General features: G+C 68.4%; 15 protein-coding genes. 5 read left to right on the plus strand and 10 right to left on the minus strand.

What is annotated here, in order from left to right; genetic code table 11:
- Both C8E96_RS07440 and C8E96_RS07445 read right to left on the minus strand, forming a co-directional pair.
- Positions 1 to 195, minus strand: coding sequence for a hypothetical protein (locus tag C8E96_RS07440; RefSeq protein WP_091376584.1), 195 nt, complete (start codon positions 193 to 195; stop codon positions 1 to 3).
- A gap of 41 nt (positions 196 to 236) precedes the next feature.
- On the minus strand, positions 237 to 692 hold the full coding sequence (locus C8E96_RS07445) for a hypothetical protein (protein WP_091574894.1): 456 nt from the start codon (positions 690 to 692) through the stop codon (positions 237 to 239).
- A 307-nt stretch (positions 693 to 999) separates the two neighbouring features.
- On the opposite strand from C8E96_RS07445, the gene C8E96_RS07450 reads away from it, so the two are divergent.
- The 3 genes from C8E96_RS07450 (at position 1,000) to C8E96_RS07460 (ending at position 4,208) form a co-directional block, all read left to right on the plus strand.
- Positions 1,000 to 1,737 carry a response regulator transcription factor gene (locus tag C8E96_RS07450; protein ID WP_091376591.1) on the plus strand — a complete coding sequence of 246 codons (738 nt, stop codon included), beginning with the start codon at positions 1,000 to 1,002 and terminating at the stop codon, positions 1,735 to 1,737.
- 122 nt (positions 1,738 to 1,859) lie between these two features.
- Complete coding sequence (locus tag C8E96_RS07455) at positions 1,860 to 3,692, plus strand: acyl-CoA dehydrogenase (RefSeq protein WP_091376594.1); 1,833 nt, start codon at positions 1,860 to 1,862, stop codon at positions 3,690 to 3,692.
- A gap of 228 nt (positions 3,693 to 3,920) precedes the next feature.
- Positions 3,921 to 4,208, plus strand: a complete 288-nt coding sequence (locus C8E96_RS07460; protein WP_091376597.1) for a GlsB/YeaQ/YmgE family stress response membrane protein — start codon at positions 3,921 to 3,923, stop codon at positions 4,206 to 4,208.
- A 60-nt stretch (positions 4,209 to 4,268) separates the two neighbouring features.
- Here the strand turns inward: C8E96_RS07460 and C8E96_RS07465 are convergent, their stop codons facing one another.
- From C8E96_RS07465 to C8E96_RS07475, 3 genes are all read right to left on the minus strand, one after another.
- On the minus strand, positions 4,269 to 6,128 hold the full coding sequence (locus C8E96_RS07465; protein ID WP_091376600.1) for a VanW family protein: 1,860 nt from the start codon (positions 6,126 to 6,128) through the stop codon (positions 4,269 to 4,271).
- Positions 6,129 to 6,159: 31 nt separating this feature from the next.
- On the minus strand, positions 6,160 to 6,453 hold the full coding sequence (locus tag C8E96_RS07470) for a GroES family chaperonin (RefSeq protein WP_091377053.1): 294 nt from the start codon (positions 6,451 to 6,453) through the stop codon (positions 6,160 to 6,162).
- 70 nt (positions 6,454 to 6,523) lie between these two features.
- Positions 6,524 to 8,320 (minus strand): NHL domain-containing thioredoxin family protein, encoded by a 1,797-nt coding sequence (locus tag C8E96_RS07475; RefSeq protein ID WP_228769976.1) that lies wholly within the window; start codon positions 8,318 to 8,320, stop codon positions 6,524 to 6,526.
- 106 nt (positions 8,321 to 8,426) lie between these two features.
- Here C8E96_RS07475 and C8E96_RS07480 point away from each other — a divergent pair, with 106 nt between their 5' ends.
- Complete coding sequence (locus C8E96_RS07480; protein WP_228769956.1) at positions 8,427 to 8,678, plus strand: type II toxin-antitoxin system Phd/YefM family antitoxin; 252 nt, start codon at positions 8,427 to 8,429, stop codon at positions 8,676 to 8,678.
- Positions 8,679 to 8,681: 3 nt separating this feature from the next.
- Entirely contained in the window at positions 8,682 to 8,948 is a 267-nt protein-coding gene (locus C8E96_RS07485) for a type II toxin-antitoxin system RelE family toxin (protein WP_091376611.1), read from the plus strand.
- On the opposite strand, the gene C8E96_RS07490 is transcribed toward C8E96_RS07485, so the two are convergent.
- The 5 genes from C8E96_RS07490 to C8E96_RS07510 all read right to left on the minus strand — a co-directional run bounded on the left by C8E96_RS07490 (position 8,949) and on the right by C8E96_RS07510 (position 14,508).
- The gene (locus C8E96_RS07490) at positions 8,949 to 9,407 is read right to left on the minus strand and encodes an SRPBCC family protein (protein WP_091376615.1); all 459 of its coding nucleotides are present in this window, start codon (positions 9,405 to 9,407) and stop codon (positions 8,949 to 8,951) included. It lies immediately after the preceding gene.
- 21 nt (positions 9,408 to 9,428) lie between these two features.
- The gene (locus C8E96_RS07495; protein ID WP_091376618.1) at positions 9,429 to 10,451 is read right to left on the minus strand and encodes a M36 family metallopeptidase; all 1,023 of its coding nucleotides are present in this window, start codon (positions 10,449 to 10,451) and stop codon (positions 9,429 to 9,431) included.
- Positions 10,452 to 10,518: 67 nt separating this feature from the next.
- Positions 10,519 to 12,726, minus strand: a complete 2,208-nt coding sequence (locus C8E96_RS07500; RefSeq protein WP_091376621.1) for a hypothetical protein — start codon at positions 12,724 to 12,726, stop codon at positions 10,519 to 10,521.
- A 175-nt stretch (positions 12,727 to 12,901) separates the two neighbouring features.
- Positions 12,902 to 13,660, minus strand: a complete 759-nt coding sequence (locus C8E96_RS07505; RefSeq protein WP_091377056.1) for an amino acid ABC transporter ATP-binding protein — start codon at positions 13,658 to 13,660, stop codon at positions 12,902 to 12,904.
- 5 nt (positions 13,661 to 13,665) lie between these two features.
- Positions 13,666 to 14,508, minus strand: coding sequence for an amino acid ABC transporter permease (locus tag C8E96_RS07510; protein ID WP_091376623.1), 843 nt, complete (start codon positions 14,506 to 14,508; stop codon positions 13,666 to 13,668).
- Between the last annotated feature and the right edge of the window lies 1 nt (position 14,509).

A 14,509-nucleotide genomic window follows, 5' to 3' on the forward strand; every position in this document is an offset into this window, starting at 1 on the left:
TCAGTAGTTGTTGTTCCAAGTCCGATTGATGTCCGAGGCCTTGCTTGGCGCGCTGACGCGCAGCACGTCCCAGCGAAGCGCGGGCTCGGCGGAGTTCTTCAGCGTGATCTGGTCGCCGACCTTGACCCGCGGCTCCACCCAGCAGGTGAGGTAGCGGTTGGCCGAGCGCAGATCCACCTGCACCTTCATCGTCATGCGATCAAGGTAGCCACCGCCCGGCCGGGGCGGCGAGCGATTTAACCGACCCGACTGCGGATCTCGTCGTACATCGCGGGAAGGCCAAACTCGCGGACCGTGGTGAGGACCTCGCGGGACAGGGAGCCGAAGGGCTTGCCGACATCCACCTGCCACCACAGGTCGCCGATCGGGACTCCGGCACCGACGAGGATCAGGTTGCCGATGCGCTCCTGCCAGCCCGCGCCCGCGTGGCCCGCGCCGCGCAGGTAGGGGCGGATCCGGAGCTGACTGCTCCACTCGTCGGTCGCGGAGACACTCAGGGCGAGGGTGAACCTGGTGGCGCGCGGACCGAGGTTGGACTGCAAGATCGACACCTGGCCGACGTGGGAGTCTCGGACCATCCGGTAGCGACGGCCCTTGCCCGCCAGCCCCAAAGCACGCAGACCTGGTGCGAGCCCGGTTTCGACCATCAGCCGGAACCACTCGTCCGCGTTGCGCACCGCGCCTGGTTCCACCGCCGCCCCCTTAGCCCCTGGGTTGGAATCACGCACCGCGTCCGACCGATTACTGATCTGACCCTCGCTGACCCTATCCCGGACAGGCGACCGTTCCCTAAACATTCCTTGCACTACTGACGGGTAAGGAAGTTTGTCCCACTCGACGGTCGACGGGAGTACCGTACTGGAGTGTAATCTAGATCACAGGGTTATCACCCTGCAGGGTGACTTTGTCAACGGCCATAGAAACGAATACCGCGCAGCACGTCACGACGTACGCACCCGCGCGTCCAATCCCGGACGGGGAAAGTCTGGAGGACGTCGAATGCCACGCAGTTTCACCCCACCGGGGATGGCCAGGCCGCTGGAGGGCGGCTTAGGGGTCGCGCTAGTAGACGGCGTACCACTGTTCCGCGAGGGACTGTCGGCGCTGATCATGCGCACCGCGGGCTTCACATGGCTGGGTGCCACGGACACACCACAGGGGGCGGTGCAGTTCGCCGAGAGATACCACCCGAACGTCGTGCTCATCGACTCCGGACTCGACCCCCGCAGCCACCTGAGCAACATGCTGGCCGCGGCGAACCCGAGCCTCACCACGCTGGTCATGATCCGCGAGGCGCACCGGACAACCCAGTACGTGGCGACCGCGATCGCCTCGGGGGTGCACGGTGTGATCTTGCGCTCGGCGGAGCCGCCACAGATCATCGACGCGATCCGCGCCGTCCGAGCCGACCGCCGCTACGTCGATCCGGCGCTCGCCCAGACCGTCGCCGCGCCCCGGGGGCGGCTGACCAGAGTGCCGGACGCGACGCTGCCGCTGTCCCGGCGAGAGTTCCAGGTGCTGCAACTCATCGCCGACGGGCTGGAGAACCAGGCGATCGCGAAGATCCTCTACGTGTCCGTGGAAACCGTGCGGACCCATGTGAAGAGCATTCTTCGAAAACTCGGCGCCCGTGACCGCACGCACGCGGTGGCCGTGGGCTTCCGGTCCGGTGTACTACTCACGCAGGAATCCCCACGTCAGCCGGCACCGAACACCCCTTCGCGAACGGGCACGTGACCGGAACCACCGACTCATCACCCATCCGCGTTCGCGAATTCACTTGCCGAGGTTACTGACAAGTAATATCCTGTTGTTACCGGTGAGTAGCACTCTCTCGCGTGAAGACACGGAGCATCCAGATGGGTCACTACAAGAGCAACGTCCGAGACCTCGAGTTCAACCTGTTCGAGGTGTTCAACGTCCAGGACCGACTGGGCAAGGGCGTTCTGGCCGAATCCGACGAGGACACCGCCCGCGGTGTGCTGGCCGAGCTGAACAAGCTCGCCGTCGGACCGCTGGCGGACTCCTTCGCCGAAGCCGACCGCAACCCGCCGGTCTACGACCCCAAGACCTTCAGCGCCACGCTGCCCGAGGCCTTCAAGAAGTCGTACAAGGCGCTCTGGGACGGCGAGTGGTGGCGGCTGGGCCTGACCGACACGCTGGGCGGCTTCGGCCTGCCCCCGTCGGTGTCGTGGGCCGCCGCCGAGCTGATCCTGGGCTCGAACCCCGCCCTCTTCATGTACATGGCGGGCCCCAGCTTCGCCGGTGTCGTGCACAACAACGGCACCGAAGAGCAGCAGCGCTGGGCCCGGATCATGATCGACCGCGCCTGGGGCGCGACGATGGTCCTCACCGAGCCGGACGCCGGTTCGGACGTCGGCGCGGGGCGCACCAAGGCGTTCAAGCAGGACGACGGCTCGTGGCACATCGACGGCGTCAAGCGCTTCATCACCTCGGGTGACCAGGACCTGACCGAGAACATCATGCACCTGGTGCTGGCCCGTCCCGAGGGACACGGCCCGGGCACCAAGGGCCTGAGCCTGTTCCTGGTGCCGAAGTTCCACTTCGACAGCGAGACCGGCGACCTCGGTGAGCGCAACGGCGCCTTCGTGACCAACGTCGAGCACAAGATGGGCCTGAAGGTCTCCACCACGTGTGAGGTCACCTTCGGCCAGCACGGCACCCCGGCCGTGGGCTGGCTGCTCGGCGAGGTGCACGACGGCATCGCGCAGATGTTCCAGGTCATCGAGTACGCCCGGATGATGGTCGGCACCAAGGCCATCGCCACGCTGTCCACCGGCTACCTGAACGCCCTGGAGTACGCCAAGGAGCGCGTGCAGGGCGCCGACCTGCCGAACATGGTCGACAAGGCCGCCCCGCGCGTCACCATCACCCACCACCCCGACGTGCGCCGCAGCCTGATGCTGCAGAAGGCCTACGCCGAGGGCCTGCGCGCGGTGTACCTCTACAACGCCACCTTCCAGGACCAGGTCTGGACCCAGGAGGGCGACGAGGCCTCGATCAAGCTGGCCGAGCGGGTCAACGACCTGCTGCTGCCGATCGTCAAGGGTGTCGGCTCCGAGCGGGCCACCGAGCAGCTCGTGCAGTCGCTGCAGACCCTCGGCGGCTCCGGCTTCCTGCAGGACTACCCGATCGAGCAGTACATCCGCGACTCGAAGATCGACTCGCTGTACGAGGGCACCACGGCGATCCAGTCGCTGGACTTCTTCTTCCGCAAGATCGTCCGCGACAAGGGCCAGGGCCTCGCGTTCGTCGCCGGTGAGATCACCAAGTTCATCGAGAGCGAGAGCGGAAACGGTCGCCTGAAGCAGGAGCGCGAGCTGCTGAAGCAGGCGCTGGAGGACGTGCAGGGCATGCTCGGCGCCCTCATCCAGTACCTGACCGCGTCGCAGGAGGACTCCCGCAACATCTACAAGGTGGGCCAGCACAGCGTCCGCCTGCTGATGGCGACCGGCGACCTGATGGTCGGCTGGCTGCTGCAGCGTCAGGCCGAGATCGCGCTGGCCAAGCTGGACGCGGGCGCCTCGGACAAGGACAAGCCGTTCTACGAGGGCAAGGTCGCCGTGGCGTCCTTCTTCGCGAAGAACGTCCTGCCCGAGCTGACCGCCGGTCGCAAGATCGTCGAGTCGGCCGACAACGACCTGATGGACATCGACGAGTCCGTCTTCTGATTCGAGCGCTTCCCGCGGCGCGGACGGCGGCGGTCACCCCTCGGGTGGCCGCCGCCGTTTTTCGTCGGGCACAACACGGGGGTCCGTCAAACGGGTTACACCGGCAAGAACTTCACCCACTTGAGTGATATTTCGTCGGCGATCACTGTGCCACGACAGGCGAGGTCAACTAGACGGTGCCAGGCTTTTCGTGAAGCGTTCGATCACGCCTCGAAGCGAGGAGCTGACATGGGTGTAGGCGGCATTATCAGCGCGATCATCGTCGGGGCCATTCTCGGCGTCGTGGGCCGGGCGATCGCGCCCGGCGAGCAGAAGATCCCGTGGTGGCTGACCATTCTGACCGGTATCGCGGCCGCGTTCGTCGGCACGCTGCTGGCCAAGCCGTTCGGCTGGGACAAGACGGACGGGATCGACTTCCTGGAGATCATCCTCCAGGTGATCGTCGCGGTCATCGCGGTCACACTGGTGGCAGGCATCTGGGCGAAGATGCGCGGCGGGACAACCGCACGGCATTGACCCACTGAGACGACGAAGGGGCCCGGTGAAATCCACCGGGCCCCTTTTCGTCGTGCCGACTCAGCCCGCGGGTGGTGGCCCCGGGCAGATGATCTTCGGCTGCGGGTTGTACTTCACCGTCCGGGTGCTGCGCCGAACCTCCGCGCCGGTCGCCGCGTCGCGGATGATCCGGGTGTCGGAGGTGGTGAAGCCCGGGGCACCGTTGCTGGGCTTGCAGTTGGTGGCCGGGCCCTGCTTCTCGAACGGCGGCGTCTCGGCCGTGCGGCCGCCGGTCACCGATTCGACCGTGTACTTCTTGGTGCCCCAGATCTTCACCGTGATCGACGACGGCGTCCAGATCGTCTGGATGGCGATGCCGGTGGCCGAGTCGTTGGTGAACTTGATGTCGATGACGCTGTTGCCCGCGTGGTCCTGGAAGACCGTGGCCTCGCGCGCGGCCGGGTAGCGGCTGATGTAGTAGCTGTGCTCCTTGTGCCCGGCGTCCTTGAGCGCGGCGAAGTAGCTCGCGTTGTAGAGGGTCGTGGCGAACTGGGAGATGCCGCCGCCGACCTCGCGTCCCGGCGCGCCGTCCTTGATCACGCCCGCCTCGACGTAGCCCTGGGCCGCGGTGCGCGGGCCGGTGTGGCCGTTGAGGCTGAACGTCTCGCCCGGTTTGACGATGGCGCCGTTGACCTTCTGCGCGGTGACCCGGATGTTGACGCCGGAGTCCGCGGCGAAGCCCTTGGTGGTGAACTCGCCGATGACCTCCTTGATGCCGAGCTGGTTGGCCTGCTCGGTGGTCACCTTCGCGGGGGTCTTGGCGTATTCGACCTTGATCTCGCGGGGGTCCGGCTTCTTGAGGACGTCGAGCAGGGTCGCGAACGCGGTGTCGTACTTGATCCCCATGCCGTCGACCGACGGGGTCACGGTCGGGGCGCCGCTCTCGAACACGACGGCGGCGTCCTTGCCTTCCTTCTCGGTGGACGCGAGCTGGGGCTTGACCGCCTCGACGATCTTCGCGGTGTCCAGCTTCGGCGTCAGGCCGCCGCCTTCGGCGGCCTCGAAGGTCAGCGCCGACGCGATGACGGCGGGCTCGATCTTGGCGTCCTTGCCCTCGCCCTTCACCACGACGGGCGCGGCGACGGCGGGCTTGGCGACCTCCTCGAACGCGGCCTTCACACCCTCGGGGGTGGTCTTGACCGGCGTCTCGGTGACCGGCAGCTCGACGGCCTTGCCGCCCGCCCAGTCGGCGACGAGCGCCGCGCGTGCCTTGCCCGCGTCGAGCTCCTGGCCGGGCACGGGGTCGACCATGGCCGGGGTCGCGCCGTCGAACTTGATGCCGCCCTCGACCGGCGGGCGGGTGACCTTGCCCTTGAGCTGCTCGACGGCCGCGTCCAGGGCGGCGTCGTTCGTGCCGGTGACGACACCGACCTCGCGGGTGCTGAACAGCGAGGTGAGCCGGACGATCGGGTTGAGCGGCTGGTCGCCCGCCTGGTCGAGCGTGCCGGGCCAGTCCAGGGTGAGCCCGGACTTGGTCGGGTCGATCTCGTCCTCGACGCTGCCCGCGCGGACCTGGACCGGCTTGGACAGGCGCGGCTCGATCTGCTCGCGCAAGGTCCGCTCGGCCTCGGTCTGGGACATCCCGCCGACCTCGACGCCCGCCACCGTGACACCGCGGGGGACTTCGCCGCTGCTCATCAGCAGGTCGACGCCGTAGAGCAGGCCGAGCGCGCCGACGACCGCGCCCGCGATGATCGCGGGCTTGCGCCAGGAGCGGCCCTCGGGAGCTGTGTTTACGGCGGGTTCAGCGGGTTCGGCGGGCCGGAACTGCTCGGTCCCCGCGTCCCATGGGCCGCCCGGGACCGTGGGGATCAGCTCGGTGAGCTCCCCATGCGATTCCGGCCAGCTGTGCTCCTGCGGCCACTTGTGGTCGTCCGGCACGCCCTACACCTTCCCCTTGACAATCCCCGCGCTACAGATACAAACCGGTTCCGTGCTCGATGCGTTCACTCGCGATGGCGTGCACGTCCCGTTCGCGCATCACCAGTCGCCCCCGACCGTGGATCTCTACTTCCAGCTGGTCGTCGGGGTTGAACAGCACCCGGTCGCCGACCTTGATGTTCCGCACGTTGGTGCCGATCCCGAGAACATCTCCCCACGCCAGCCGCTTGGCCACCTGCGCGGTCGCGGGGATGACGATGCCACCGGTGCTGCGTCGCTCGCCCTCTTCCGGGGTGAGTTCCACCAGCAGCCGGTCGTGCAGCATCTGGATCTCGAGTTTCTGTTCCGGCACCGACGAATGGTAACCGTCTACTCGCGCTCGACCCGCACGCGTGCTATGGACTGGAGTCCAGCCCGCCCAGCATCAGGGGTAGGCGGCTGCTGCCCGCGGCCGTGACCCGGACTGGAACACCCCAGTCCTGCCTGGTCAGGTGGCATGCGGCGTGCTCGGAGCCGTCGTCGTCACAGCTGGCCGCCTGAGCCACGACGTGCAGCACGCCCTCGGGGATGTCCGGCGCCACGACCAGTCGACGGGTGAGGTCGGTGCCGACGCCCGCGCCCTCGACCAGCAGTTCCGGTGGGGAGGAGGTCACTTCCAGCCGGGTCGACGGGCCGTAGCGGTCGTCGAGTTTCTGCCCGTTCTGCGGTGCGAAAACGACGACCAGCTCCAACTCGCCCGGTGCGATGTCCGACGGCGGCCTGCGCACCTCGTGCGCCTCGCCGTCGACGTGCAGGGCGGCGGCGGTGTGCCGTTCGAGCCGGTGCGCGGCCGAGGCGACGACGATCAGCTCGCTGCCGCGCACGACGATGCCGGAGGGTTCGGCGATGCCGGTGACCAGCGTGCTGACCTGGCCGGTGGCCGGGTCGTAGCGGCGGACGGCGCCGTTGTAGGTGTCGGCGATGGCGACGGTGCCGTCGTCGAGGACCGCGACACCCAGTGGGTGCTGCAGCAGCGCCTGGTCGGCGTGGCCGTCGCGGTGGCCGAAGGCGAACAGGCCCTTGCCGACGGCTGTGTGCACGGCGAAGTCCTCCGCGTCGATCCAGCGCAGGGCCGACGTCTCGGAGTCGGCCAGCCACAGGCGGTCGGCGGTGGCGGCGAAACCGGAGGTCTGGGCGAAGAAGGCCTCGGTCGGCGCGCCGTCCATCAGGCCCTCGACCGTCGTGCCCGCGAACCGGGAGACCTCGCCCGCGACCGGGTCGAACCGGCCGAGCGTGTGGTTGCCCGCCATCGCGACGACGACCCCGCCCGCGGGCTCCCACCAGGCCACGTCCCAGGGGCTGGTCAGGTCGATCTTTGTCGCCTGTCCGTCGGTCTCGCCTGCCAGCCACTGGTCGCCGGTGCCCGCGACCGTGGTGACCACGTCGGTGTCGAGGTTGATGCCGCGCAGCAGGTGGTTGACCGTGTCGGCGACGACGACGTGATAGCCGACCTCCTCGGCGACGTGCGCCGGGAGCAGGGTCAGGCCGGAGGGCTCGGAGAAGGTGGCTTTGTCGCCGTCTTGGCGGCCGCGCTCACCGGTGCCGAAGACCCGGACGATGTCGTCACCGTCCAGCTCGACGACCCGGTGGTGGGTGGTGTCGGCCACGAGCAGCGTGCCGGTGCCGGTCTCGATGGCCTTCGCGGGGAAGCGCAGGTCGGTGTCGGCGGGCACGGGCGGCACGTACGGGCCGTCGCCCCGGTGCAGGGTGCCCTTGGCCTCGTGCTCGGCCACGACCTCGGTGATGACCCGCCGCAGCGCCTCGACATGCCCCTCGCCCGCGGCGACGTGCACGACGTAGCCGTCGGGATCGATGACCACGAGAGTCGGCCATGCCTTCACGGCGAAGGCCTGCCAGGTCGTCAGGTCGGGGTCGTCGAGCACCGGGTGGTGCACCCCGTACCGCTCGACGGCCGCGGCGAGCGCGTCGGCGTCGGCCTCGTGCACGAACTTCGGCGAGTGCACGCCGACGGTGACCAGGACGTCGGCGAACTCGGCTTCGAGTGGACGCAGTTCGTCGAGGACGTGCAGGCAGTTGACGCAGCAGAAGGTCCAGAAGTCGAGCAGGAGGACCTTGCCGCGGAAGTCGCCGAGGTGCAGGGTCTTGCCGCCGGTGTTGAGCCAGCCACGCCCGACAAGCTCGGCGGCGCGCACCCGGCCGCGGGTCTGAGAAGTCACATGCGAAGTGAACACCGGCTGGGGGCAAGCTGTTCCTGCGGTGCCAGTTTCAACGATTGACACGTTTTGTACAATCTGAGGTATGACTGAGATGCCCATCAGCGCGGCCAGGGATCATCTGGGCGAGCTGGTTTCCCGGGTCGAGCACGCCCATGAACGGGCGGTGCTGACCAGGCACGGCAGGCCGGTCGCGGCGGTGATCTCCATCGAGGACCTTCGGGCGCTGGAGCGGGTCGAAGACGAGGCTGATCTCGCCGCTACCCGAGCGGCACTCTCAGAGCAGCAGCCACGTGTGTCGCATCGCGACATTCTCAGCGAGTTCGGCGTCGCCTGAACCGTGGCGTACGAGATCGAGTGGACCGCGGCGGCGGTCCGCGAACTTCGGAAAATTGATCGCCCGGCAGGCCGCCGGATCGCGCTGGCCGTCACGGCCCTAGCCGAGGAACCACGGCCGCCCGGATCACGAGCGCTCGCCGGGCAGCCTCCCGGCGTGATGCGGATCCGCATAGGCGACTATCGCGTCGTCTACCAGGTGGATGACCACAGAATCATCGTGACGGTCGTGCGGGTCGCCCACCGCCGCGAGGTGTACCGCACGCTTTGATCAGGATTCCGCGGCCTGCTTGAGCTTGGCCAGGGTGCGCTCGATGTTGCGCTGGTTGTGCGTCCGGCGGTCGCTGACGCCGGTGCCGATCACGGTGAGCGGGCGCAGCCACCCCGGGCGGTGGTCCCAGGTGCTCTCGGTGACCCGGCAGCCGCTCTCGGTGGGCTCGATGTCGTACTGCCAGCGCGAGACCGGCAGGCCGAGGAACTTCACGTCGAAGGCGAAGCGGGTGGGGTCGGCGTCGGTCACGGTGGACACGGTCGACCAGGCGCGGGGGCCGCGGCGGTTCGTGCCGCGGAAGCGGGCCCCGACCTTCGGTCCCGCGGCGCCGTCGAGCCAGGTGCCGCGGGCGAACTCCTCGGACACCCGCGCCAGGCCTGGAAGGTCGCTGACCAGGGAGAACACCTGGTCGGCGGGGGCTTCGACATCGACCTGGGCGCGGGCGTCCGGTGAGTTCATGGCCTCACATTAAACGATTTGTCATACCGACGGTATGCCACGAGCGGCGAAGGCCGCGCGAACCGTGGCCGCCGCGCCGGAGCCGTACATCAAGTCGGCCGTGGCGATGGTGGTCAGGGCCGCCGCGGAGAACGTGGTGTCCGGGGCGAAGCCGAACTGGGCGTTGATGATGATGCGGTCGGCGACCTTGGCGCCTAGGGCGTTGCGGATGTCCCACAGAGCGCGCGACCAGATCATGCCGTCGCGGTGGACGCTGGTGTTGGTCATGTCCGAGTACTTGCGGTCGGTGTCGATCCGACGCAGGCAGTGCGGCTCCGTGGAGGTGTAGCTGACCGCGTCCCAGTCGGCGACGCAGGCGGCGGGGGCGTTGACCGGCCACTTGTAGTTCTGGGCGGCGGCCAAGCCGACCGTGACGGCGAGGTAGTCGCCGAACGCCTCGCCGATGGAGCCAGCCTCGTGCGATGTGCCGAAGCCCGCGACCTGCGCGTCGTGCACCGCGTGGCCGTACTCGTGGACGATGACCTCGCCGTCCTCGGCGTCGTCCACGCCGCCCTTGCCCATGCGGATGATGTCGTGCTTGTCCCAGGAGTACGAGTTGTCCTGGCCCCACTGGTTGGTGCGGATGTCCTGCGATTCGGCGTTGACCGGGCGCAGTTCCGAACCGAATCCGAGGGACTGCAGGTATTCCTGGGCCTCATTGCCCCAGAAATACGCCATGACCTGTTCGAATTCGTCCTGGTTGCGGGTGTAGACGAATCGGCCGTCGTCGGCCCTGGCCGGGTTTCCCGTTTCGGCGCGCACGTTGACCCAGCGACCGGTGAGGGTGCCGGAGCCGTCGAGGTTGCGCAGCGGGACAGTCGCGTACGCCGACGCGGGCACCGCGGAGTTGGCGTCCTTGGCGTCGGTGAGCGCCTGGTTTCCGCTGGACTGCACGGGGTTGACCATGAACACCTGGCCCACGCCGGTGGTCGGTGCTGCCTCCGCGGCGGGTACGGCGGTGACGGCGAGCCCTAATGTCAGGGCAAGGACGGTGCGGCGTCGCATCGGATCTCCAATGGCCAAAGGTGCACGGTTTCTGCATCCTGCCCCGCGCGGGCGCTCAGTGGAAGAGCTAATTGTTGCGCCGCAACATTCGCGTGACACCGGCCGCGACCGTGGTCGCGAGAATCCAGCCCGCGGCGACCAACGCGGCCGCGATCCATTGTGAGGCGCCGCCGACCGTCCACTTGTTCTTGTGTCCGAAGTCGACGATGGGCACGATCAGGTCGAGGGTGTAGAGGACCGGGTTCCAGACGAGGTGATCGTCCTCGTTGGACTCATGGGGCGTTTCGATGGTGGCGAACCAAACCGATCCCGCCACCAGGCAGGCGATCAGCCAGGCCAACGCGCGGGTGGGCCGGTAGCCGTAGCCGACCATGGACCGCTGGAACCAGCTCCACGCGTGGATTCCCGGCCGGGTCAAGCGCGCGCCGTCGGCGAGGGCGACGTAGCGGCGGCGCTGTTTCTCCACCAGCACGGTGGCGGCCTGTTCCTCGTTGCCGGAAGCGCGCAGCATCGCGGCGAACTGGTCGTACGCGCCGGGGCGGTAGACGTCGCGCATGCCGTGTCGCAGCCAGGCGAGCCGCTCGGCGATGCGGCCGTCGTCGTCCAGGCCGACCGGGGCGGTGAGGGCGTCGTAGCGGAAGTCCTGCAGTTCGATGCCGCCCGCCGCGTGCCACAGGGCTTCGTTGTCGGCGAGGGCGGCGCAGTGCAGGTGCCGCAGGTCGACCCGACCGCCCGGCGGTGTGCCGACGTCGATGCGAAGTTCCTGCGTTTGCAGGCCATAGGCGTTGAGCGCGACGCCGTTGGTGCCGCTCGCCAGGCAGGCGCGTTGGAAGTTGGTCTCCCGGCCCACTTCGGCGCGGCGGATGCGGATCTCGCCCTCGGCGTGGCTGTCGGCGAAGATCAGGTCTCGGCCGATGTGGGCGACGCGCAGGTCGAGCGACGGCTTCGGGGAGCGGTCGCGGTGGTAGTGGCCGGGTGCCAGCAGCTTGCTGCCACGCAGGTCGACGTTGGCGCCGATCGTGATGCCGGGCAGCAGCAGCGAGCCGAACACCGTGACCGAGCGGGCATCGAGGTTGCCGCCGACGGTGAAGCGCCTGCCCTCGAAGGCGTCGCCCGAACGGTTGCTGAACACGGCGCGGTCGAGCAGGACGCTGCCTTGGACCTTGACGTCGACGAACCGCGCCTGGCCCGCGATGCGGGCGTCGCGGGCGTCGATGCCGCCGCGGACCTCGGTTCCGTCGAAGTGCAGGGACCGGTCGGTGTAGGGACCGGGCCGCGGGCCGTCCGCGTCGTCGCGGAACGTCTCGCGGCCGCCGGAGAGGTCGACCCTGGCGTGCGCCAGCCGAAGCGAGCCGCCGATGTGCGCGTTGACGATGCGGACCGTGCCGCTGCTGGCGAAGCCTCGGTCCAGATTGACGTTGCCGTCCACTTTGGACCGGTCGGCGACCAGAGTGGCGTTGGGGTCGTAGAACGGGTCGTCCGGGGGAACCGGGCGCGAGTGCTCCGTGCGGGGCGCGAGTTTGGCGCCGCGCAAGGAGAAGTCGCTGTCGATGCGGGCACTGGCGAGCAGCACCTGGCCGACGCTGCGGAACGGGGCGCCGGTCGCGCCGTCCGGGGTGAGGTGCAGGTTGCCGCCGACTTGCAGTCCGTTGCCGTTGAGCGCGAAACCCTTGGGGTTGTTGAGGAGCGCGCCGGCGAAGTTGACGTTGCCGCCGGTGCGCATGCCGGGGATGCGGATCTCACCTTCGGCCTGCAGGTTCGCCGCGAGCATGGCGCCCGCGAGCTGCAGCCGGTTGGCGTGCAGCGCCGGACCACCCGCGCCGAAGAGCTTGCTTCCGCGCAGCACAAGGGATCCGTGGATCTCGGCGTCGACCAGGTCGACCGTGCCCTGCACGACGGTCCCGGCGACCAGCAGCACGTCGTTGTCGGTGTGCAGGTTCCGCCCGAAGAGCCCGGGAAGCGCGCAGTCACGGAACTCGACGCCCGCGAGCTTGCCCTGCCGGAGATCGGGCGCGGACTCGAACCGGCAGCGGACGAACTCCAGGAGGTAAGGGAACTCGACCCCGCGCAGGTCGAGTTCGCCGATCAGGAACTTGTCGGAGACGGTCAACACCGGCGCGGTGGCGGGCTTGCGCCTGCGCAGCACGCCCCCGGTGTCCGGCTCGACCGCGCGGAGCACGTCCGCGGCGAGCAGGTGCGACCACTCGGGCGGGTTCGGCCGGTGCGGATCCAACACCGCACTGCCCGGTTCCCCGGCCCAGTCCGCGATCGCCATGCGCTTCTCCTCGGTTGATCAACCCCAAGAAGTAAAACGCATTCCGGTCACGCTTGGTTCCAAGTTGGTTGCATTGAGTGCGCGAAACCTCCGGATGGACCAGCGGTTTCCGGTCATCCCCAGCGGTGCGCCGTCCCGTTCGCCGCGCGTGGGCGGGGCGAACGGGACGGCGGGATCACTCGGCTATATCGAGGTGGGTCGGGTCGAGCACGCGCCGGAGGAACGTCTTCGTGCGCTCATGCTGCGGAGCGCCGATGACCTGCGAAGCGGGGCCCTGCTCGACGACGTAGCCGCCGTCCATGAACAGCACCTTGTCCGCGACCTCCTTGGCGAACTGCATCTCGTGGGTGACCACGAGCATCGTCATGCCCTCATCGGCGAGTTGCCGCATCACCGTGAGCACCTCGCCGACCAGTTCCGGGTCCAGCGCCGAGGTCGGCTCGTCGAAGAGCATCACCTGGGGGTCCATCGACAGCGCCCGGGCGATGGCGACGCGCTGCTGCTGGCCGCCGGAGAGCTGGGCCGGGAACGCCCTGGCCTTCTCGCCGACGCCGACCTTCTCCAGGTTGTCCCTGGCGATCTTCTCCGCCTCGGCCCGGCCGCGGCCGAGGACCTTGCGCTGCGAGATCGTCACGTTGTCGAGCACGGACAGGTGCGGGAACAGGTTGAACGACTGGAACACCATCCCCAGCCTGCGCCGCGCCGCATCGATGTCGACGTCGCGGTGGGTCAGGTCGACGCCGTTGACGATCACCTGGCCCGCGTTGGGCTGCTCGAGCAGGTTCACGCAGCGCAGCAGGGTCGACTTGCCGGAACCGGAGGGGCCGATGATGCAGATGACCTCACCGGTCTTGACCGACGCGTTGATTCCTTTGAGGACTTGGAGTTCGCCGAACGACTTGTGCAGGTCGACGATCTCGACGGCGTTGCTCACCGGGGTCACCTGCTCTTCCGCTGCTTGGCTTCCAACCGGCGGACCAGGATCCCCAGCGGGATCGTGATCAGCAGGTAGGCGGCGCCCGCCAGCACGAACGGGGTGGAGTCGGCCGACTTGATGGCCTCGTCCGACCCGAGTTTGGTCAGTTCCCGTGCCGCCAGCGTGATCCCGAGCGCGGAGACCAGCGACGAGTCCTTGAACAGCACGATCAGCTCGTTGGTCAGCGGCGGGATGACCAGCCGGACCGCCTGCGGCAGCACGATGGAGATCATCGCGCGGGTGTGGGACATGCCCAGCGACCGCGCCGCCTCCAACTGCCCGGGCGGCACCGCCTGCACACCGGCCCGGAAGGTCTCGGCCATGTACGCCGCGGCCACCAGGCCAAGGCCGAGCGCGACCTTGTCGTACGGGTCGAGCGGGTACTGCATGCCGTCGAACGCGATCGGCAGGCCGAAACCGATGATCATCAAGACCAGCAGCGCGGGCAGGCCGCGGAAGATCTCGATGTAGGCCAGCGAGATCCACCGGTACGGCGCGAACGACGACAGGCGCATGAGCGCGAGGATCAACCCGAGCACGAACCCGAGCACGTACGCCGAGACGGCGTAGATGATCGTGTTCTTCAGCGCCACGGTGAAGATCACCGGGAACATGTTCTTCGCGGCCTTGAAGTCGAAGAACGACTCCTGGATCCGCTGGCCGTCGACAGTGAGGATGAGGACCGCGACGACGCCCAGCAGCACCAGGGACTGGGCGCCAAGGCTTATCTGGCGGCGTTTGCGGGGAGACAACTTGCGGGCCCCGCCGGAGGCAGGGCCCGCAAGTGTGGTCGAAGGATCGGTCATG

It is taken from the genome of Actinokineospora alba (assembly GCF_004362515.1).
Classification (GTDB): domain Bacteria; phylum Actinomycetota; class Actinomycetes; order Mycobacteriales; family Pseudonocardiaceae; genus Actinokineospora; species Actinokineospora alba.

What these genes read in the sequence shown, in the direction of transcription:
- C8E96_RS07440 (WP_091376584.1), bottom strand. Translation starts at nt 195, where the DNA reads ATGACGATGAAGGTGCAGGTGGATCTGCGCTCGGCCAACCGCTACCTC.
- C8E96_RS07450 (WP_091376591.1), top strand. Translation starts at nt 1,000, where the DNA reads ATGCCACGCAGTTTCACCCCACCGGGGATGGCCAGGCCGCTGGAGGGC.
- C8E96_RS07455 (WP_091376594.1), top strand. Translation starts at nt 1,860, where the DNA reads ATGGGTCACTACAAGAGCAACGTCCGAGACCTCGAGTTCAACCTGTTC.
- C8E96_RS07460 (WP_091376597.1), top strand. Translation starts at nt 3,921, where the DNA reads ATGGGTGTAGGCGGCATTATCAGCGCGATCATCGTCGGGGCCATTCTC.
- C8E96_RS07470 (WP_091377053.1), bottom strand. Translation starts at nt 6,453, where the DNA reads ATGCTGCACGACCGGCTGCTGGTGGAACTCACCCCGGAAGAGGGCGAG.
- C8E96_RS07480 (WP_228769956.1), top strand. Translation starts at nt 8,427, where the DNA reads ATGACTGAGATGCCCATCAGCGCGGCCAGGGATCATCTGGGCGAGCTG.
- C8E96_RS07490 (WP_091376615.1), bottom strand. Translation starts at nt 9,407, where the DNA reads ATGAACTCACCGGACGCCCGCGCCCAGGTCGATGTCGAAGCCCCCGCC.
- C8E96_RS07495 (WP_091376618.1), bottom strand. Translation starts at nt 10,451, where the DNA reads ATGCGACGCCGCACCGTCCTTGCCCTGACATTAGGGCTCGCCGTCACC.
- C8E96_RS07500 (WP_091376621.1), bottom strand. Translation starts at nt 12,726, where the DNA reads ATGGCGATCGCGGACTGGGCCGGGGAACCGGGCAGTGCGGTGTTGGAT.
- C8E96_RS07510 (WP_091376623.1), bottom strand. Translation starts at nt 14,508, where the DNA reads ATGACCGATCCTTCGACCACACTTGCGGGCCCTGCCTCCGGCGGGGCC.